Annotated in this window: 19 protein-coding genes and 1 riboswitch; of the genes, 7 read left to right on the top strand and 12 right to left on the bottom strand. The window is 42.5% G+C overall.

Annotated features, from left to right (window positions below; genetic code table 11):
- Nucleotides 1-323: 323 nt before the first annotated feature.
- The 7 genes from AWW72_RS08840 to AWW72_RS08870 all read right to left on the bottom strand — a co-directional run bounded on the left by AWW72_RS08840 (nucleotide 324) and on the right by AWW72_RS08870 (nucleotide 6,546).
- Nucleotides 324-764, bottom strand: a complete 441-nt coding sequence (locus tag AWW72_RS08840) for an acyl-CoA thioesterase (RefSeq protein WP_062847135.1) — start codon at nucleotides 762-764, stop codon at nucleotides 324-326.
- Nucleotides 765-772: 8 nt separating this feature from the next.
- Nucleotides 773-1,966, bottom strand: a complete 1,194-nt coding sequence (locus tag AWW72_RS08845) for a hypothetical protein (protein WP_062847098.1) — start codon at nucleotides 1,964-1,966, stop codon at nucleotides 773-775.
- 6 nt (nucleotides 1,967-1,972) lie between these two features.
- Nucleotides 1,973-2,800, bottom strand: coding sequence for a hypothetical protein (locus tag AWW72_RS08850; RefSeq protein WP_004773992.1), 828 nt, complete (start codon nucleotides 2,798-2,800; stop codon nucleotides 1,973-1,975).
- A complete protein-coding gene (locus AWW72_RS08855) occupies nucleotides 2,797-3,573 on the bottom strand; it encodes a uroporphyrinogen-III synthase (RefSeq protein ID WP_062847099.1) in 777 nt (258 codons plus the stop codon). Before AWW72_RS08855 ends, AWW72_RS08850 begins: the two co-directional genes overlap by 4 nt.
- Nucleotides 3,573-4,490, bottom strand: a complete 918-nt coding sequence (gene hemC, locus AWW72_RS08860; RefSeq protein ID WP_062847136.1) for a hydroxymethylbilane synthase — start codon at nucleotides 4,488-4,490, stop codon at nucleotides 3,573-3,575. The genes AWW72_RS08855 and hemC overlap by 1 nt, the downstream gene beginning before the upstream one ends.
- A gap of 110 nt (nucleotides 4,491-4,600) precedes the next feature.
- Nucleotides 4,601-5,341, bottom strand: a complete 741-nt coding sequence (locus AWW72_RS08865; protein WP_004773988.1) for a LytR/AlgR family response regulator transcription factor — start codon at nucleotides 5,339-5,341, stop codon at nucleotides 4,601-4,603.
- Between the two features lie 59 nt (nucleotides 5,342-5,400).
- The gene (locus AWW72_RS08870) at nucleotides 5,401-6,546 is read right to left on the bottom strand and encodes a sensor histidine kinase (RefSeq protein ID WP_062847137.1); all 1,146 of its coding nucleotides are present in this window, start codon (nucleotides 6,544-6,546) and stop codon (nucleotides 5,401-5,403) included.
- Between AWW72_RS08870 and argH the strand changes: the two genes are divergently transcribed.
- Together argH and AWW72_RS08880 are read left to right on the top strand one after the other, a co-directional pair.
- Nucleotides 6,537-7,967: an argininosuccinate lyase gene (gene argH / locus AWW72_RS08875; RefSeq protein ID WP_062847100.1), complete on the top strand. Its 1,431-nt coding sequence runs from the start codon at nucleotides 6,537-6,539 to the stop codon at nucleotides 7,965-7,967. The two genes, AWW72_RS08870 and argH, sit on opposite strands and share 10 nt — an antisense overlap.
- A gap of 49 nt (nucleotides 7,968-8,016) precedes the next feature.
- Nucleotides 8,017-8,289 carry an oxidative damage protection protein gene (locus AWW72_RS08880; RefSeq protein WP_004773983.1) on the top strand — a complete coding sequence of 91 codons (273 nt, stop codon included), beginning with the start codon at nucleotides 8,017-8,019 and terminating at the stop codon, nucleotides 8,287-8,289.
- A gap of 295 nt (nucleotides 8,290-8,584) precedes the next feature.
- On the opposite strand, the gene phoU is transcribed toward AWW72_RS08880, so the two are convergent.
- A complete protein-coding gene (phoU, locus tag AWW72_RS08885; RefSeq protein ID WP_004773981.1) occupies nucleotides 8,585-9,307 on the bottom strand; it encodes a phosphate signaling complex protein PhoU in 723 nt (240 codons plus the stop codon).
- A gap of 147 nt (nucleotides 9,308-9,454) precedes the next feature.
- Nucleotides 9,455-9,575, top strand: a riboswitch (TPP riboswitch).
- Between the two features lie 84 nt (nucleotides 9,576-9,659).
- Here phoU and thiC point away from each other — a divergent pair.
- The 5 genes from thiC to gluQRS all read left to right on the top strand — a co-directional run bounded on the left by thiC (nucleotide 9,660) and on the right by gluQRS (nucleotide 14,837).
- A complete protein-coding gene (thiC, locus tag AWW72_RS08890; RefSeq protein ID WP_062847101.1) occupies nucleotides 9,660-11,555 on the top strand; it encodes a phosphomethylpyrimidine synthase ThiC in 1,896 nt (631 codons plus the stop codon).
- A gap of 75 nt (nucleotides 11,556-11,630) precedes the next feature.
- Nucleotides 11,631-12,242 carry an NUDIX domain-containing protein gene (locus AWW72_RS08895; protein WP_047431868.1) on the top strand — a complete coding sequence of 204 codons (612 nt, stop codon included), beginning with the start codon at nucleotides 11,631-11,633 and terminating at the stop codon, nucleotides 12,240-12,242.
- Nucleotides 12,243-12,264: 22 nt separating this feature from the next.
- A complete protein-coding gene (gene cpdA / locus AWW72_RS08900; protein ID WP_062847102.1) occupies nucleotides 12,265-13,080 on the top strand; it encodes a 3',5'-cyclic-AMP phosphodiesterase in 816 nt (271 codons plus the stop codon).
- A 290-nt stretch (nucleotides 13,081-13,370) separates the two neighbouring features.
- Nucleotides 13,371-13,901 carry an RNA polymerase-binding protein DksA gene (gene dksA, locus AWW72_RS08905; RefSeq protein ID WP_004773977.1) on the top strand — a complete coding sequence of 177 codons (531 nt, stop codon included), beginning with the start codon at nucleotides 13,371-13,373 and terminating at the stop codon, nucleotides 13,899-13,901.
- 3 nt (nucleotides 13,902-13,904) lie between these two features.
- Entirely contained in the window at nucleotides 13,905-14,837 is a 933-nt protein-coding gene (gene gluQRS, locus AWW72_RS08910; protein ID WP_062847103.1) for a tRNA glutamyl-Q(34) synthetase GluQRS, read from the top strand.
- A 52-nt stretch (nucleotides 14,838-14,889) separates the two neighbouring features.
- On the opposite strand, the gene ftsW is transcribed toward gluQRS, so the two are convergent.
- The 4 genes from ftsW to AWW72_RS08930 form a co-directional block, all read right to left on the bottom strand.
- Nucleotides 14,890-16,083: a putative lipid II flippase FtsW gene (gene ftsW, locus AWW72_RS08915; protein WP_004773975.1), complete on the bottom strand. Its 1,194-nt coding sequence runs from the start codon at nucleotides 16,081-16,083 to the stop codon at nucleotides 14,890-14,892.
- 17 nt (nucleotides 16,084-16,100) lie between these two features.
- Nucleotides 16,101-17,453 carry a UDP-N-acetylmuramoyl-L-alanine--D-glutamate ligase gene (murD, locus tag AWW72_RS08920; protein ID WP_062847104.1) on the bottom strand — a complete coding sequence of 451 codons (1,353 nt, stop codon included), beginning with the start codon at nucleotides 17,451-17,453 and terminating at the stop codon, nucleotides 16,101-16,103.
- A 114-nt stretch (nucleotides 17,454-17,567) separates the two neighbouring features.
- Nucleotides 17,568-17,858 (bottom strand): hypothetical protein, encoded by a 291-nt coding sequence (locus AWW72_RS08925; protein ID WP_062847105.1) that lies wholly within the window; start codon nucleotides 17,856-17,858, stop codon nucleotides 17,568-17,570.
- Between the two features lie 51 nt (nucleotides 17,859-17,909).
- The gene (locus AWW72_RS08930) at nucleotides 17,910-18,161 is read right to left on the bottom strand and encodes a DUF6587 family protein (RefSeq protein ID WP_062847106.1); all 252 of its coding nucleotides are present in this window, start codon (nucleotides 18,159-18,161) and stop codon (nucleotides 17,910-17,912) included.
- Between the last annotated feature and the right edge of the window lie 22 nt (nucleotides 18,162-18,183).

The raw sequence follows: 18,183 nt of genomic DNA on the forward strand, positions 1-18,183 counted from the left end.
ATTCAATATTAATTTATAAGCGATTAAATAATCAATATAAGAATAGCCCACTTAATCGCATATCAACAATAAAATGGCTTTTTATTTACAATAAAACAAAAAAAGTAGAGTTTTGATATAAAAAATAGATTTTATTAAATTAAATAAAGGGTCACACCAAACAACAATTATATTAACGTATTCTTAAATTTCACTAAAAAATTTCTGATTTGCTCATTTATAGGATGGTGCTTTTGAAGTAGCTGTTCTGTAATACGCTCAAAAACACCACATTATGAAATTTCTTATATATTCAAATAAAATAGACATAATTGTCTTTATAATTATTTGTTTGTTATTAATTGATGTCCTACATTTTCTTCTAGCTGAATAATCTTCTGTCTAATCGAATCGGGGATATTGAGTTTGCCTGATGTTACTTTATCTACACAAACCATCACTGCCTCACCAGTGGCAATAATCTGATTCTGGCTTTCACTCCATAATACATAATGCATACGAAAAGCACTATTTCTCAGCTCTTCAATACGCGCACCAATATGTAACACATCGGGATAAAATACAGGTTTTAAATATTTACATTGACTCGAAGCAACCACTGTCAATATCTCCTGATCGAAGATATTTAATTCCATTAAATAGGCAATACGGGCACTTTCCATATAACGATAATACTGCACATTATTGACATGGCCAAAAGCATCCATATCACCCCAAGCCACAGCCTGCCGATGAATAACAGGATAGACAGACAGTTCTTTCATATTTACACTCATATCTTGAAATTAAGAAAATTCACATCATTTTCAAATATTAAATTTAACTGCTTGATTAAGTCCTGATTATCACCCAATGTCGACTTAATCCTTAAATAACTCATTAATATATTATCAGGATATAAAGTTAATAACTGCTCTGCTTCTGCCTGACGCTGTGTCGCGGTATAAATATGCCACTTTGCAAAGGCTAGCATTGGAACGCTGGTATAACGCTGTTCCAGTTGAATAATACGCTGCTCAACATAGGCATAATCTGGAATCTGCTTGAGCAATTGCTGCTGAAACCACAAATAAAACACTTCTGGATCGAACTGATCTTGTAATAGGTGCAGCGCCAGGTCTTCATGTTGCACGCTCATCTCAGGCATGCGCGCCAACAATTTCAACCAAAGCACTTTGCTGCTATAAGGACGCGTTTCAATCTCATCCTGCAACACCAGATAGCGCTGTTGTAATGCAGCTAGATCATCCACGGATGCCTGATCAAAATGAATTAATAATTGCTGCAACCATAAATCACGATGTTCTGCATCCAACAAACCATATTGAGTGGTCTGCAAGAATAACCATGGTTCTTGTAGCGCCAGTTTGCCCCACAATGCAGTAATACGTTGTTGATACGCCGTTTCTATTTCAACTAACCATGGAGAAAGCTGATGCTGCGCCAAAAATTCTAAATGTGTTAGCGCTTTCTCGGTTTCTTTTTGCTCAAGGAAAATATCAATACGCTGCAATTCAGCCAATTCAAAAGCCATCGGTGCGGATTTATCCAGACTTTGCAAGGCGGCTGCATAATCGCCATTTTGATAATCAAATTGTGCATCAATAATATTGCTGAGCAAACCAGACTGGGTAAATACCCGCTCAATAAAAACCTGCTGATCTTTTGAAGCGTCTAACAACCAGACAATGCCGAGCTGCTCATAAGGATGTAATTCCTTAAAGTGCAGGATAGTTTCTTTTTTTCTTTGCTCACGGGTGAAATACCGTTTAGCGATTAACCAGCACAATTGCGAGAACAGACTAATTGCAATAAACAGTGCAATCAGCCCCCAAACACTGCTCTGGAATTGCCATTCTCGCCAGTAGATATAAACATAGCCATTTCCATAGCCATAACTCAACACAGAAAATAATGCGAAAAGCACCAAAGCCGAGAGAAAATAAATCAACATTAATTGCTTCATGACAGATTATCCCAACAAACCTAAGCTTGTTAATTTCGGTGTTGGCACTGCTTGCTGGTTTAAGATTTTCTCTAAGCGCAGTTTCATTTTCTGGCTATTTTGATCAGGTAACTCTGCAAGTAACTGGATCACTTCCTGAACCGATTTCTGATATTCAGTAAATTGACCTTCATGTAATGCTTGAGATGCCAGCAATAAACGTAACTGTGCTTCTTTCAAAGTAATATTGCGGCTCATTAAATCAGGCGATGAGCGTTGAACTTTTTCTAGTTTAAACCAGTGCCACCATGTCGCACTTTCACCTTTTTCAATGGATACTTTCGGGTTTTGAAGATCTTGCGCAATCTTTTGATCCAGTTGCTGCAATAATTGATCAAGCTGCTGCTGTTGCTGGGTTTGATTTAAAACAAATTGCTGGATCGCCTGTTTATCCTGCTCTATCGATTTAATCAGACTATCTTGTAACGCGGGTGAAACTGCATATTGCACCACGTGTTGCTGTGCCTGATTCAGTTGTTCCAACGCATAGATAAATTGCTGCTGATCCAGCGCAAACTGCACCAGTTGCATTTGCTGCTTAATCAGGATAATCGGTGAGATGCCCTCAACCGTCATTGGAATTGAACTATTATCTGTAGGCTCAACTACACGATTATTCTGCAACTGACGTTGGACCGCGACAAATTGATCATTCAATAATGCATAACGCTGTTCAGTCTGGGTAAGCTGCTGTTGAAGCTGGGGAACCGTTTGAGAATATTGTGCAACATCGTAACTGAGTTTAGCCAACCACAATAAACTCAGCCCTAATATTAAATAACCAATTTTTCTCATACATGTCCTTGCCAGTCTCTCATGCGTTGAATGATCTCTGATGCAGATAAATTTTCAAGCTGAATAATGTTAAATGCTTTATTTGTCTGTGTTCTGGTTTTTTCTAATAGTTGTGCCAGCCTTTCCCCCAGTACTAAATAAATCCATGCTCGGGGCGGCTGTTGTTGTTCACACATCTGCTGCCAGTAATTCCAGCTCGCTTCGCTACTAATCAGTACCGTAACATGCTGTTGAGGGTTTATCTGGTTTAGAATTTCAGGAAATAGCGCAAAACTTTGTTGGGGACATTGACGGCGATAAAGCACAAAATTGAGTACTTCAATCCCCTGCTGCTGCAATTGCTGCATCATGAATTGTCGTCCACCTAGCCCCCGCCAGAACGCAATTTTCTTTAAATTTTTCTGCTGTTTTAAAATAGGTAAATCCAGCATGCCTTCTGAGTTTTCGACCTCAGGCACATCACTTTGAATATTAAATCGTGCCAGCGCCTGTGCAGTGGTTTGCCCCACTGCAATCCATCGAACATGTTGCAACTGTTCAAGTGTGACACCTGCTTGCTGCAAATATTGCATTCCCACTTCAACAGCGGTTGGGCTGACCACCACAATTGCCTGAACCTGATCAAGCTGCTGATAGAGCTGCTGCAAGCCTTCCGAAAAAGGCTCCGCAACCAGTTCAAGTAAAGGCAAACCCACAACCTGATAGCCCGCCTCGGACAATGCCTGTGTTAGAGCACCCGCACGGTCTTCAGGACGTGTATTGATAAACAGCATTAATACAACGCTTTTAGCAACTCACCCGCACCTTGCGCCAATAAGCGTTGTGCCAGTTGCTCACCCAGTTGCTCAGCCTCGGCTGGTGCGCCAACCAGTTGTTCTTTTAATAAAGTATGTCCGTCGACACTCCCCACGCGTCCTTCGATCTGAAGCTGATCATTGGCTAAAGTGGCATAGCCTGCGATGGGAACCTGACAGCCACCTTCAAGATAAGCATTGAAAGCACGTTCTGCACGAACACAAATCGAGGTTTCTTCATGTTGTAATGGCTGGATCAGTTTTAACAATGCGTCATCATTTGCACGGCATTCCAATCCCAGCGCACCTTGTCCAACTGCTGGCAGACTAAGTACAGGTGCCAGACAATGACGAATACGGTCTGACAAACCTAAACGTTTCAGACCCGCACTCGCCAAGATGATTGCATCATACAAACCATCATCCAGTTTGGATAAACGGGTACCGACATTACCACGCAGATCAATAATTTCCAGATCTGGGCGTTGCTGTAAAATCTGGCATTTACGACGTAGGCTCGAAGTACCGACTTTTGCACCTTGCGGTAACTCATCAAAATGCTGGTATTGATTCGAAACGAATGCATCCAGCGGATCTTCACGCTCACAAATTACCGCTAAGTTTAGGCCTTCAGGCAAATGCATCGGTACATCTTTCATGGAATGGACGGCTAAGTCTGCGCGCCCATCGAGCAATGCGGCTTCCAGTTCTTTAACAAACAAACCTTTACCACCAATTTTTGCCAGTGGTGTATCAAGAATTTTGTCACCCTGCGTCACAAACTTGACCAGCTCAACCGTTAAATCTGGATAAAGCGCATTTAAACGAGAACGGATATGCTCGGCCTGCCAAAGTGCAAGCGGGCTTTGTCGAGTCGCAATTTTTAAGGTTTTCATAAATTCAAGTGAAGTATTGATCAAAGCAATTGCTCCCAACTTAACTTGATCACCCGAAATTGCAAGTAAAAAATCATAAAGTGATCATTCATTCAGCTGAAAAGCCGCATTTACAATTGATGCATACACTCTCTTAAACTTGGCAAATGACGGCGGCTCACAGATAAACGCTCATCCAGCTCACGTAACCGAACCTGATATTGTCCTGCTGCAACCAGTTCCAGACCTTCAAGATAGTCTAACGACACCAGCGCATTACGGTGAATACGGATAAAGCGGTCTGCGAACTCCAACTCCAGATCCTTGAGTGTTTCATCAATCAGTACGCTGCCATTTTTATGGCGAACCGTGACATATTTTTGATCCGCTAAAAAATAATATACATTTTCTAATGGAATCAGCTCTACCCCGCGATAAGTCTTCGCAGCAATTTGTTGGCGTTGGGTTTTAGTATCGTACATATCATCTTGTTGTTGTAAGCCAGTCATCTGTGCTTGTGTAAGTTGAGTTAAATGATTAAATACCTGCTGTAGATCTTGTTGTGCAACAGGTTTCAGTAAATATCCTTGTGCTTGAAATTTAAATGCTTCCAATGCATGTTGATCGTATGCTGTACAGAAAATAATGGCCGGACGAGGATTGAGCTGGCTGAGCTGTTCAGCACATTCCAGACCATTCATCCCGGGCATTTGAATATCCAGTAAAACAACATCTGGTGAGTCATTTTCAATATGATTTAACACATCCTGTCCATGATGCGCTGTCGCAATGACTTCATGCCCCATTTGAGTCACTAAACGTGACAAACGCTCTACAGCAAGGGGTTCATCATCAGCAATCAGAACTCTCATCCTTTTCTCCTTGTCACCGTTAACTTCATATCCATCATTTTTATGGTTAACTCGACTTATTATTTTACTTGATCGTGGTAATTTACCACCGTCGTATATAACGACGCTCCCCCGTAAATCTGAAACTTCACCGTTTGCCCATAATAAGCTTTCAGGCGCTGCTTCACATTTTCAATCGCTATACCATTTCCTTTTCTCGATTTTATTGTATCGTGAGAATAAGGGTTAGTAATGACTATAGTGACTTGATTTTGCAATATTTCAACCAATACGCTGATGGTTGAGGGCTGCAAAACTTTTTCTACCCCATGAAAAATACTATTCTCCAGCAAAGGTTGCAACGTTAATAACGGAATGGTGATCCGTTTTAATTCAGTTGGCGTTGCCTGTATGTTCCATTCTACATTCAAACGCTCTCCCAAACGCATCTTTTCAATACTTAAATAGTGCTGGCATAAATCAATTTCTTCCGCCAGACTCACCAGCTTCAGCTCCTGAAAACTGGCACGGAATAATCTGGACAAATTAATCAGCATATTTTCCGCTTTGTCAGGATCAATCGCGATCAGACTCACCACGCTATTTAAGCTGTTAAATAAAAAATGTGGATGAATGCGTGCCTGCATGGCCTGAATACGAGCATTCAATTCACTGTATTGCTGATTCATCCATTGTTCGCGCATGTACAAATAGCGCATGCAGAAAGCACCCAGCAACACCCCATAACCTAAGTGCAAGCTGGTTCCGTGGAATAGAATCTCTTCGGAAAATGCCCCAGAACGTGTAGCCCAATATTGCAGAACATTCACCACACAGGTGGTAAACAGGACAATCATTTGCAGCAGGATAAAGCCCAGAACCAGAGCAACCTTTTGACTAAATTTGGCAAAAAAATCCTGAAAATAATCCACCAGCGCCGAAAAAGACAAAATTACCCAGTTAATAAAAAACATATATTGCAGGACACGAATGCCCTCCAAAGCCTGCCATGACCGAGCTTCAGCCAAAGCCAGCACCATCGCCAGCACATTACTTGCTACAATTAATTCTAATAAGTGTTGCCATTGCCCAATTTTCGTAAAAAAATAGGAGCCTGATGGATTTCCCCCCTGACGAGTTTGCGATAACTTCTTACGTCGAGTTTCGGCAACTGTGTTTGGATTTGCTATACTCTTTTTTATTTTACTGAGCCGCCATGACCACATCTTCTCAATCCTCTTCTTCAGCCAGCCCGAATCAAACCTCTGGAATGTGGGGCGGTCGCTTCTCTGAAGCAACTGATGCTTTTGTTGCAGAATTTACCGCATCTGTGCAATTTGACCAACGTTTTTATAAACAAGATATCGCAGGTTCAATTGCGCATGCCACTATGCTTGCGAAAGTAGGTGTACTGACTGAAGCTGAACGTGACGACATTATCCAAGGTTTAAACACAATTAAAGCTGAAATTGAAGCGGGTAACTTTGAATGGCGTATTGATTTAGAAGATGTTCACATGAACATTGAGTCTCGTTTGACTCAACGTATCGGCATTACCGGTAAAAAACTCCATACAGGCCGTAGTCGCAATGATCAGGTGGCAACTGACATCCGTTTATATTTGCGTGATGAAATCGATGACATCTTAGGCTTATTACTTCGTTTACAAAAAGGCCTCCTCAGTCTGGCAAGTCAAAATACCAATACCATCATGCCTGGCTTTACACATCTACAAACTGCTCAACCAGTGACATTTGGTCACCACTTACTGGCATGGTTTGAAATGCTGGTACGTGACACAGAGCGTCTGCAAGACTGCCGTAAGCGCGTCAATCGTATGCCATTAGGTTCTGCTGCCTTGGCAGGTACGACCTATCCAATTGACCGTGCTTATACTGCTGAATTACTTGGTTTCGAAGCTGTTTCAGAAAACTCTTTAGACGCCGTTTCTGATCGTGATTTTGCCATTGAGTTTAATGCTGCGGCATCGTTAATCATGATGCACTTGTCACGTATGTCAGAAGAACTGATTTTATGGACTTCGGCACAATTCAAATTTGTGAATATTCCTGATCGCTTCTGCACAGGCTCTTCAATCATGCCGCAGAAGAAAAACCCAGATGTACCTGAACTGGTGCGTGGTAAATCAGGTCGTGTATTTGGTGACTTGATCAGCTTATTGACCCTGATGAAAGGTCAGCCATTGGCATATAACAAAGACAACCAAGAAGACAAAGAACCGTTATTTGATGCGATTGATACCGTGCGCGGTTCACTCATGGCTTTCGCAGACATGGTTCCAGCGCTTGTTCCAAATATCGAAATTATGCGTGAAGCAGCACTTCGTGGCTTCTCTACCGCAACCGATCTTGCTGACTACCTTGTGAAAAAAGGCGTAGCATTCCGCGATGCACATGAAATCGTCGGTAAAGCGGTGGCTTTAGGTGTTGCAGAAGAAAAAGATTTATCAGAATTGACGCTTGAACAGTTACAGCAATTCTCTGACTTGATCACCGCAGATGTATTTGATAAAGCATTGACTTTAGAAGCTTCTGTGAATGCTCGTGACCATATTGGTGGAACTTCACCAAAACAGGTTGAAGCTGCGATTGCGCGTGCGCACACTCGCCTAGAACAGTTATATTAATCTCCCTATATCCCTCTTTTACAAAGAGGGACTTTCACTGGATGCCATAATGACTAGACAAGTATTTTGCCGCAAATATAAACAAGAGCTTGAAGGCTTGGACTTCGCACCGTTTCCAGGTGCTAAAGGTCAGGAATTCTTTGAAACTGTTTCAAAGCAGGCATGGCAGGAATGGTTAAAACACCAAACCACGCTTATTAATGAAAAGCGTTTGAATGTGTTTGAACCTGATGCGAAGAAGTTTCTTGAAGAACAGCGTGAAAAGTTCTTCAATAACGATGAAAGTGTAGAAAAAGCAGAAGGTTGGACTGAGCAAAAGTAAGTCATTTTGTCTGTTTCTGCGATAAAAAGAGAGCTGTTTTCAGCTCTCTTTTTACGTGACATTTACATAAGTAATAAAGCCTTACAGAGTATACACAGTTGTCTACATGACACCTCAGACGCCTCCGCTTATAGTTGTATTCAGAAGGACAAAGAGATACGTTGATATCTCACGTAACGCATGATATTTCTCTCCCAGACTTTTCCCCCGAAGTCTGGGATTTTTTTATCTATATATCCTGAAAGTGAAAAAACCGCCCATGATTGGACGGCTTAAAGTTATTTTATTTTTACATTTATTTCTGATGGACTTTCTGCTCGATTTCTTCAATGCTGGTATGACGCACATCCATACCTTTCGCCATATAAATCACTTGTTCTGAAATATTACGCGCGTGATCACCAATACGCTCTAATGAACGCAATACCCACATCACGTTAATGACACGTGAAATATGACGCGGATCTTCAATCATATAGGTCATTAAAGTACGTGTCGCAGATTGATATTCACGGTCAATGTCGACATCGGCCATCACCACTTTCAAGGCCTGCTCCACATCTAAACGGGCAAATGCATCCAGAGCATCATGAATCATGACACGCACCTGATTACCAATATGACGCGTTTCCATATAACCACGTGGTGACTCACCTTCTTCACACAAGTTTTGTGCAATACGGGCAATCTTTGCAGCTTCATCACCAATACGTTCTAAATCTGTATTGGCCTTACTCATGGCAATCACCATACGCAAGTCGATCGCAGCAGGATGACGGCGAGCAAGAATCAGGGTTAAACCTTCATCAATATCACGTTCAAACTGGTTAACGGCATTGTCTTTGAATTGCACATCAATGGCTAAATTCGCATCTGTATCCAATAAAGCATGAATTGAGTTAGCAACTTGTTGCTCCACCAATCCACCCATGGTCATAAACTTGGTATGCACATCTTGCAAGTCTTCATTAAATTGTGAAGAAATATGATGACTTAACACAGGATTGCTTGGGCTCACAGTATGCCTCCACTAGACACATGGAAAAATTGATTGGTGATTAGAACATAGAAATGATGAAAGTTTTATGACAATAGCACGGATTTACGCATTGTAAATTGGTGTGAATTGATACAACAAAAATTTTTAAATCTGTTAGTCTAAATGCGTCGCTTGACGGAGCGCAGTTAACAAACTGCTGAGATTGTCTTAATTACCGAATTTAAAGGCAAGTACCGTTGAACCTGATCAGGTTAACACCTGCGTAGGAATCAAGCCCAGCAAAAACTTAGCCTTTATTTATCATAGAGATAAATCCGCCATTGTTTTTGGTCGTGCTTGATTCGTTAATGCCATACATAAGGATCATGCCATGAACCAGTTAACGAATCTTTCCCCTGCTGATATTTCTGCTCAACATGAGCAAGACGCTAAAGATTTAACCCGTATCCTACCTGCTTCAAGAAAAGTTTATGTCGAAGGCTCCCGCCCAGACATCCAAGTGCCTTTCCGTGAAATCAGCTTAACAGAAACACCGACAGGTTTAGGCGGTGAACACAACCCACCTGTGATGGTCTATGACACCTCTGGCGTGTATACCGATCCCAATGTAAAAATCGATTTGAATAAAGGTTTACCACTGGTTCGCCAAGCGTGGATTGATGAACGTCAAGATAGTGACATTCTTTCAGGCCTCAGCTCAGCATTCGGTCAGGCCCGTTTAAAAGATATTCGTACTGCCGACATCCGCTTTGCCCACATTCAAAACCCACGTCGTGCTCAAGCAGGGAAAAATGTCACGCAAATGCACTATGCCAAGCAAGGCATAATTACCCCTGAAATGGAATATATCGCTATTCGTGAAAACCAGCGTCAACGTGAAGGCGTCGATATGCGTCAGCATGCGGGACAAAACTTTGGTGCGCAAAATTTAAAAGAGATTACGCCTGAGTTTGTACGTCAGGAAGTCGCAGCGGGTCGTGCCATTATCCCAGCCAATATTAATCACCCAGAATGCGAACCGATGATTATTGGTCGTAACTTTTTGGTAAAGATTAATGCCAATATTGGTAACTCGGCCCTCGGCTCATCCATTGATGAAGAAGTGGCGAAAATGACATGGGCAACCCGTTGGGGTGCCGACACGATCATGGACTTATCGACAGGTAAGAACATCCATGAAACCCGTGAATGGATTATCCGCAACTCACCTGTGCCTATCGGTACTGTACCTATCTATCAGGCATTGGAAAAAGTCGATGGTGTGGCTGAAGATTTAACTTGGGAAATCTTTAAAGACACCCTGATTGAACAAGCTGAGCAAGGCGTGGACTATTTCACCATTCATGCAGGGGTATTATTGCGCTACGTACCAATGACAGCGAATCGCCTGACAGGTATCGTGTCTCGTGGTGGTTCAATCATGGCGCAATGGTGCTTGGCGCATCATGAAGAAAACTTCTTATATACTCATTTCGACGAAATTTGCGAAATCATGAAAGCCTATGACGTATCATTTAGCTTAGGCGATGGCCTTCGTCCAGGTTGCGTACAAGATGCCAATGATGAAGCCCAATTTAGCGAACTGAAAACTTTGGGCGAACTGACCCATCGCGCTTGGGAACATGATGTACAAGTGATGATTGAAGGGCCTGGTCACGTGCCAATGCACATGATCAAGGAAAATATGGATCTACAGCTCGAAGTCTGTAAAGAAGCGCCATTCTATACGCTTGGGCCACTCACAACAGATATCGCGCCAGGCTATGACCATATTACCTCTGCGATTGGTGCAGCAATGATTGGCTGGTATGGCACCGCAATGCTGTGCTATGTAACGCCAAAAGAACACTTGGGCTTACCGAACAAAAAAGATGTTAAAGACGGCATCATTACCTATAAGATTGCAGCCCATGCGGCAGATCTGGCTAAAGGTCATCCAGGTGCTCAAGTTCGTGATAATGCATTATCAAAAGCGCGTTTTGAATTCCGTTGGGATGATCAGTTCAATTTAAGTCTGGACCCTGATACCGCTCGCAGTATGCATGATGAAACACTTCCAAAAGAAGCGCATAAATCAGCCCACTTCTGCTCAATGTGTGGTCCAAAATTCTGTTCCATGAAAATCACCCAAAATGTGCGAGATTATGCGCAAAATCAACACAATGCCAAGCAGTCAAATGATGTGGAAACAGAAGTTGAAGCAGGTCTCAATGCCATGAAAACCGCTTATCAGGAACATGGTCAAAAATTGTACCACAAAGTGTAAATCGACTAAAAAAAGATTTGCCTGCGAATCATTCTCGGTTAGGATGAGATATGTACAATCTCATCCTGATTGAAGATGAATATTCTTGACCACGCCAGCTATTCAGCCACCGACGTTACGATAGAATCTCGAACACCATTGTTTCGAGGGTTCATTCAAGTTGAGAAAGTGAGCTTAAAACATCGGTTATTTCACCGAAAAGATTACTCGTCCTTGATTCAACGTGAATTGGTTCATCGTCCTGAAGCAGCTGGCGTTTTGCTTTATAGCGACCAGCAACAACGCTTTGCATTGATTGAACAGTTCCGTGTAGGGGCCGTCAATGATCCTGTTTCACCTTGGCAACTCGAAGTTATTGCGGGTGTACTTGATGGAGATGAGTCTCCAGAAAGCTGTATCCGTCGTGAAAGCTTGGAAGAGTCTGGCTGCGAGATCACTGAATTAAAACATTTATTTAGCTTCTACCCTTCTGCTGGTGCCTGCTCCGAATTTTTCCATTTATATGTTGCAGACGTTCATCTTCCAGAAGATGGGGGTGTTTTTGGGATGCCAGATGAAGGTGAAAACATTCAACTTCATTTGTTTGATTATTCCCAATTAGAAGCATTATTTCATAACGGGCGGTTGAGAAACGCACCTGTGATCATGGCATTACAGTGGCTGGCTCAACACATACAACAAAGATAAGAATCTGAAGGGGCTAACGACGGTGACTTTCAAGGTCTCATCATTATCACAGCAAGATTTTGTGATGATACAGATTACCGATACACATTTATTAGAGTATCCCCACCTCGAATTTGTCGGCATGCAACCCGAGCAAAGTTTTCATGCAGTCATCGACATGATGCGCCAGCAACATCCTCATATCGATCTGATCATACACACAGGTGATCTGGCCCAGTCGCCAACACCTTTAACGTATAAACGCTATGTACAACACATGCAAACGCTGGGAATTCCTTTTTTTCATACCCCGGGCAATCATGATGATGTCACGCATTTTCCATTTCATGAGGAAGATCAAACCCAACCGACCGTCATCGAGTTAGGACAATGGAGCATTATTTTATTGAATAGTGCTCAGCCTCAGCGCATTGATGGAAAAATTAGCGAGATACAGTTACAACGTTTAACCACCTTACTCCATCAATTGCATGATCGTCATGTGATTATTGCCTGCCATCACCATCCTTTTGCAATGCAGTCAGCATGGATTGATCAGCACAAATTAAAGAATTCATCTGACCTGCTGGAAACCATTAAACCTTTCTCCAATGTAAAGGCGATCATCTGTGGGCATGTGCATCAGGATTCAATCAATACTTGGCAAGGCATTGAGTTTTTATCCACCCCATCGACCTGTATTCAGTTCAAACCTAAAAGCGAGAAATTCGCACTCGATGAGGAGCATCCAGGCTATCGTTTAATCCGCCTGAAAGCCAATGGAGAACTGGAAACGCAAGTCTATCGACTCCCCACTTCGCAGCGGATGAGTAGTTCTGAAGTGCTGGGATATGATTAGGAAACTTAACAAGGGAATCACCATTGTTTGCATTTCATGCCTTGTTTATGTCGTTTTAGCCTATAACACAATGCATGGCTGAAATAGCAGCAGTTCCTAAAACTTTTGATTACAAATTACATTGACGAATTCACACAAAATCTGGACGGGAATGACTACCATCTTGTCCAAAAACTCTATATGATGTCGACCCTTGATGGAAAAAACCATCTTAGGTTTCTATAAAAACACTTGCATATCACCATATTTTTTGCGTATAGATAGTACGTGTAAGATGAGGAATGCCCTATATGGCGAATGACAACCAAAATCAAGTCTTGGACGAACAGACAGAAGTGATCGACGATCAAAAATCGGCGAAGCGCGTACGTAAAACCAAACCGAAAGCTTCAGAAGGTGGTACAACTGCGAGCTTATTTGGTATTGCGCCTTATCAGCCGAAGAAAAATGAAGAATATATGTCTGAAGGACAACTTGTGCATTTCCGCCAAATTTTGAACGCATGGAAAGCAGAGTTAATGTCTGAAGTTGATCGTACCTTGAACACCATGCAAGACGAATCAAGCGCACTTCCTGACGTAAATGACCGAGCAACTCAAGAAGAAGAGTTTGCGATTGAACTACGCACACGTGACCGTGAACGCAAACTCATTCGTAAAATTGAACAGTCTATTGAAGCCATTCAAAACGAAGACTATGGTTTCTGTGAAACCTGTGGTATCGAAATTGGCTTACGTCGTCTAGAAGCTCGCCCAACTGCGACTCTCTGTATCGATTGCAAAACTTTGGCTGAAATCAAAGAAAAGCAAAACAACGGTTAAACCATGCTTGAACATACTGCGGAACAGCAAGCAGCTGTTTCGCCAGAATGCTTCCAACAGCAACCAGATTGTTGTAGCTACGTGGGTCGGTTTGCGCCATCGCCAACCGGCCCATTACATTTTGGCTCATTGCTCACCGCAGTTGCCAGCTATTGTGATGCCAAAGCCAATCAAGGCAAATGGCTAGTCCGTATTGAAGATACCGACATTCCCCGCATTTATCCCAATAGCGAAACACATATCCTCTCCTGTATCGATGCATTTCAATTTGAACCAGATGCAGAGATTATTTTCCAAAAAGACCGTTTAGATATTTATGAGCAAGTGCTTGAACAACTCAAGCAATCACAAGACATTTACGCTTGCCAATGCACACGAAAAATGTTGGGCTCCAATCATATCTATGTAGGTACCTGTCGCAATCTGAATCTGGATTTTGCCAATCAGGCGATTCGTCTAAAAGTCGCAGATCAATTGATTTGTTTTCAAGACCGTTTACAAGGCCAACAATGTTCTAATTTGCTAGATGAGTTAGGCGATTTTGTCTTGAAGCGTCGTGATGGCATTATCAGCTATCAACTGGCGGTGGTGGTCGATGATTATCTACAAGGCATTACCCATGTGGTGCGTGGTGCAGATCTACTCGACAATACAGCTCGACAAATCTGGCTAGGGTCTTTACTCAATTATCCTGCCCTAAGTTATATGCATCTCCCGCTGGCCATGAATGATCAGGGGCAAAAACTGTCTAAACAGAATCTGGCACAAGCCCTTGATATCAGCCAAGCGCCCGAACTTCTGCATCAGGCTATTCTAGCTTTGGGGCAAGCTTCTGTTGAACTGGATCAGCCTCATATCATGCTACAACAAGCCGTGCAGCAGTGGGATGTGAATTTAATTCCGAAAGGCATTCATTTAACTGGTACCTATTTATAAGCAATAAAAAAGCCCTGCATCATGACAGGGCTTTTTTATTTGTTTGAATATCCTAGAAATTCGACTCTTCTTTCACAGGGTTCAACTCTTGTGTCGATGCATCAATTTTCAGGATTAAACTGATCATCGCAGCACACATCATCAATGATGTCCCCCCATAACTAATGAAGGGTAAGGTCAAACCTTTGGTTGGCATTAGCCCCATGTTCATGCCCGCATTTACCAGAATCTGCATCAGGAAAATGATGCTAATACCGTAGGCCAAATAGCCCGCACGCAGATAATTGTGCTGCAAGGCACGATGACCAATCCGAATACAACACGCCAGCATGGTAAATGACAGGATCATCACCACTGACACACCAAAGAAGCCGAATTCTTCTCCCAATACCGCCAACATAAAGTCCGTATGCGCTTCAGGTAAATAAGACAGCTTCTGGACACTATGCCCTAGACCCGTACCAAACCACTCGCCTCGACCAAAGGCCATCAAAGCATTCGAGAGCTGATAACCGACACCCAATGGATCTGCCCAAGGGTTCGTAAATGAGATCAAGCGTTGGAAACGGAATGGCTCGAAGATAATCAGCGCACTGACACCCGCAAAAATCGCACCCAGCATGATCAGGAACTGGGTCGCTGGTGCGCCTGCCAAGAAGAACACGCCAACCATCATCAAGACAATAACGACGGTTGCCCCCAAGTCAGGCTCAGCGACGATAAAGCCCACGGTTAAAGCCATTACACCACTTAAACGTAGCAAGCCTTTCCAGTGGGTACGGACTTCCTTGGCACGACGTACCACATAATCCGCAGTGAAAATCGCCATGACAATTTTGGCAATCTCGGTTGGCTGTAAGGTAAAGCCGCCAACTTTAATCCAGCGATGCGCACCATTGACTTCGGAACCGACCACCAATACCGCCAAAAGCAGGACAATGGTAATAAGCCATAAAGGGAAAGCATTTTTAAACCAGAGATTCAATGAAACCCGATAGGTTAAAAATGCCACCACCGCAGCAACGACAATCGAAATACCATGACGAATCAAAAAGTAAAAAGGACTCTCATGGATATATTCCGCATACGGCATTGACGCCGATGCAACCATGATTGAACCGAAACATAGCAACGAAATCACACAAAAAATCAGGATATTTCGTGCCGTCATTTCTGCGGGTAGCTTAGGTAAACGATTCAGCAATTGCGAAATCTTCTGTACCGTATTTTGGGCTAAGTCAGCCATAGTTCTGTTCCTAGTTCTTATTTTTCATTCAAGGCATTTACACATGCCACGAATTGATGTCCACGATCATTGTAGCTTTTAAACATATCAAAGCTCGCACAAGCAGGTGAAAGTAATACTACATCTTCCGCCTGAGTCGCTTTTTGTGCCATTGCAACGGCGTCCTTCAAACTAGCTGCATGCTGAATCACACTTGTACCTTGAATTGCTTGCTCAATCACCGCAGCATCTTCACCAATGAGAATCACTGATTTCACATATTTTTGAATCGCATCACGTAATGGCTTGAAGTCCTGACCTTTACCTTGACCACCCAAAATCAATGCCAATTTGCCATTTTTCACTTCAATTGCAGCTCCTAAGCCATCAATCGCAGCAAGTGTGGCTCCGACATTGGTCCCTTTCGAATCATTGTAATAACGCACACCATCAATGGTTTGAACGTACTCACAACGATGCTCAAGACCTTTAAAATGCTTTAAGGTCTCCAGCATCGAAGCCATAGGTAAACCAATCGCTTCACCCAACGCTAAACATGCCAACGCATTGGCAACGTTATGCATACCCTGAATGTACATCTCGGAAGTTTTCAGCAAACGCTCTCTGCCACGTGCCAGCCACATGCTGCCATCTGCATCACGTAACACACCGTATTGATTCAGATCAGGTGCATTCAAGCCAAAACTCTGCATCGGTGTCACATCAGGCACCAGAGGACGGCTCAGATTATCATCACGGTTATAAACGACTTTTTTCACGCCTTGGAAAATGCGATGTTTGGCCTTGTGATAACCCAGCATATCACCATGACGATCTAGATGATCTTCGCTCATATTCAACACCACAGCAACTTCAGCATTCAAGTGTGATGTCGTTTCAAGCTGGAAGCTCGACAGTTCTAAAATAATTAATTCAGGTTGATCTTTTAATAAATCCAAAGCCGGGCGGCCCAGATTTCCACCTACAGCAACTTTCTTGCCCGCATCCTCTGCCATCAATCCAATTAAGGTCGTGACTGTACTTTTCGCATTTGATCCTGTAATCGCAACAATCGGCACTTCTGTGGCACGGCGTAATAACTGAATATCACCGACTACTGGAATGCCTTTTTCAATCGCTTGTTGAATTTCTGGAAGTTGGGGTGCCAGCCCCGGACTGAGAATAATTTCTTCTGCTTGTAATAAAAGATCCGTGTCCAGTTGACCAAAACTGGTACGCACACCTGCTGGAATCTGGTCATGTCCTGGCGGGGTTGCGCGCGAGTCTGTTACTGCAACTTGGTAGCCCTGTTCATGTAAAAAATTTACCGCGGATACACCGGAAATTCCCAAGCCAGCTACAACTTTTAATCCACCGCGCTGTATTAACATTTTTGCCCCATTTTTTGCAGATCACAGAATGGCAAAAATGTTAGCACTTTACTGTTTTAAATGCTTTTTCAGTTTTGGTTTTATTCAATCTTTTTTGTGTCAGTGCGTAAAAGCTTAAACAGGTATAAAAAGACTAATCCCCAATAAAGTTAAGATCACAGCACCTAGCCAATCTATAGATTTAAATGCATATTGCTTAAATTTAAGTTCAATCAATTCGGGTCTTAGCCATAGATAAATCAAGATTAAACATGAAATAAGCCAAGAGAAAGTTTCTTTATAAATATTCAGACCTTTAGACAAAGCAGAAAGATAAAGGAAGGTCATCACTAGGATAAAGCCCAATAAAATCAATTTATGTTTAGAGCTTAATGATTGTTTTTTATTAATCTGAGTCTGATTCATTTTTCTTATTCAAAAAAAATACCCATCTTACGATGGGTATTTTGAGTTTTATCAACGCCATTTCACAGTTTGGACAGATTCCGTTTTTTTGCTTTCAGATTCATCGGTTGAACAGCCACAGCTTCCACCACAACCAGCAACCATTTTAGGTTTTAACCATACCGCCAAACGCTGCCAACCCAAACGCTGACATGCATTCGATAAGGCTAAAAATGCTGAATCCGCTGTTTGAGGAAATACCTTCTTAAAGACCACAACAGCACTCCACAGCACCAATACAGCAACAATCAAGTACTCAAACATAAGCGTCTCTCCAGTGATTCCC

This window comes from Acinetobacter sp. NRRL B-65365, assembly GCF_001605865.1.
Lineage (GTDB): Bacteria > Pseudomonadota > Gammaproteobacteria > Pseudomonadales > Moraxellaceae > Acinetobacter > Acinetobacter vivianii.

Excerpts from the sequence above, each read along its gene's own strand:
- AWW72_RS08840 (WP_062847135.1), bottom strand. The coding sequence starts at position 764 with ATGAAAGAACTGTCTGTCTATCCTGTTATTCATCGGCAGGCTGTGGCT.
- AWW72_RS08845 (WP_062847098.1), bottom strand. The coding sequence starts at position 1,966 with ATGAAGCAATTAATGTTGATTTATTTTCTCTCGGCTTTGGTGCTTTTC.
- AWW72_RS08850 (WP_004773992.1), bottom strand. The coding sequence starts at position 2,800 with ATGAGAAAAATTGGTTATTTAATATTAGGGCTGAGTTTATTGTGGTTG.
- AWW72_RS08855 (WP_062847099.1), bottom strand. The coding sequence starts at position 3,573 with ATGCTGTTTATCAATACACGTCCTGAAGACCGTGCGGGTGCTCTAACA.
- hemC (WP_062847136.1), bottom strand. The coding sequence starts at position 4,490 with ATGAAAACCTTAAAAATTGCGACTCGACAAAGCCCGCTTGCACTTTGG.
- AWW72_RS08865 (WP_004773988.1), bottom strand. The coding sequence starts at position 5,341 with ATGAGAGTTCTGATTGCTGATGATGAACCCCTTGCTGTAGAGCGTTTG.
- argH (WP_062847100.1), top strand. The coding sequence starts at position 6,537 with ATGACCACATCTTCTCAATCCTCTTCTTCAGCCAGCCCGAATCAAACC.
- AWW72_RS08870 (WP_062847137.1), bottom strand. The coding sequence starts at position 6,546 with ATGTGGTCATGGCGGCTCAGTAAAATAAAAAAGAGTATAGCAAATCCA.
- AWW72_RS08880 (WP_004773983.1), top strand. The coding sequence starts at position 8,017 with ATGACTAGACAAGTATTTTGCCGCAAATATAAACAAGAGCTTGAAGGC.
- thiC (WP_062847101.1), top strand. The coding sequence starts at position 9,660 with ATGAACCAGTTAACGAATCTTTCCCCTGCTGATATTTCTGCTCAACAT.
- AWW72_RS08895 (WP_047431868.1), top strand. The coding sequence starts at position 11,631 with ATGAATATTCTTGACCACGCCAGCTATTCAGCCACCGACGTTACGATA.
- dksA (WP_004773977.1), top strand. The coding sequence starts at position 13,371 with ATGGCGAATGACAACCAAAATCAAGTCTTGGACGAACAGACAGAAGTG.
- gluQRS (WP_062847103.1), top strand. The coding sequence starts at position 13,905 with ATGCTTGAACATACTGCGGAACAGCAAGCAGCTGTTTCGCCAGAATGC.
- ftsW (WP_004773975.1), bottom strand. The coding sequence starts at position 16,083 with ATGGCTGACTTAGCCCAAAATACGGTACAGAAGATTTCGCAATTGCTG.
- murD (WP_062847104.1), bottom strand. The coding sequence starts at position 17,453 with ATGTTAATACAGCGCGGTGGATTAAAAGTTGTAGCTGGCTTGGGAATT.
- AWW72_RS08925 (WP_062847105.1), bottom strand. The coding sequence starts at position 17,858 with ATGAATCAGACTCAGATTAATAAAAAACAATCATTAAGCTCTAAACAT.
- AWW72_RS08930 (WP_062847106.1), bottom strand. The coding sequence starts at position 18,161 with ATGTTTGAGTACTTGATTGTTGCTGTATTGGTGCTGTGGAGTGCTGTT.